Genomic DNA, 1,083 nt, shown 5'->3' on the forward strand with positions numbered 1-1,083 from the left:
TATTAGGTAATGCTGTTAAATTCACTGATACTGGTCAAGTAACATTAAAGGTTAACGTGATTAGTCTCGACCAACCACAAAAGACAACAGTTCAGACAACACTTCGTTTTCAAGTGATTGATACCGGTGTCGGCATCACCGACGAACAGTTAGAAACAATTTTCCAACCCTTTGAACAAGTGGGAGATACGCAACGGCGTGCTGCTGGCACTGGTTTAGGTTTAGCCATCACCAAGCAGTTAGTAGAGCTCATGGGAGCAAAGCTACAAGTCACAAGCCAACTTGGTTCTGGCTCTACCTTCTGGTTTGATGTTACCTTCCCAGTAGTAGAAAAATACCAACCACAGCAGCAACAGAAGCTGGGGCAAATTGTTGGTTATATTGGTTCTCGGCGCAAGGTATTAATAGCAGAAGACAAAGCAGCCAATCGGGCTGTGTTGCAGAACATGCTGGAGCCGTTGGGCTTTGAAGTCGTGATGGCAGAAAATGGCCAGCAGGAAATCGAACTAGCTCAACAGCTGCAACCTGACCTGATTTTGACCGACTTAGTCATGCCTATCAAAACTGGCTTTGAAGCAGTCGCAGAATTGAGAAACCTACCTCAAATGCAGGATATCCCCATTATTGCAGTGTCCGCTAACGTGTTAGAGACAGACCAAGAGAAAAGTAAGCTTGTCGGCTGTCAAGGCTTTTTGTCCAAACCCGTGGATGAGCAACAGTTGCTGAAATTGTTGGGAGAGTATTTACAACTGGAGTGGATTTATGAAGAAGACTCCCAACAGACCATAGCAGCAGCTAGAATTGAGCAACCATTAGTGATTCCGCCACCAGCAGAAATGGAAGTCCTCTACGAATTAGCCATGCTCGGCAGTATGAAAAAGATTCGCCAACGAGCCACCTATCTCGAAGAACTGGATACAAAATATATACCCTTTGCTCAAAAACTCAAAGATTTAGCCGAAGGATTTCAAGAGCAAAAGATTTTAGAGTTAGTGGAAAAGTATTTAGAGATGGACAACTGTTAATATTATGATTACTATTAACGGCTATCAAGTTAACACTAAACTTTACGAAAGTTCTAAT

General features: G+C 43.0%; 1 protein-coding gene. It reads left to right on the forward strand.

Features of this window, described 5'->3' with window-relative positions; translation table 11 throughout:
* Positions 1-1,025: ATP-binding response regulator (locus AC4II3_RS32790; RefSeq protein WP_488017493.1), on the forward strand; the 1,025-nt coding region annotated here is incomplete at its 5' end.
* Positions 1,026-1,083: the final 58 nt, after the last annotated feature.

This window comes from Moorena sp. (assembly GCF_982860115.1).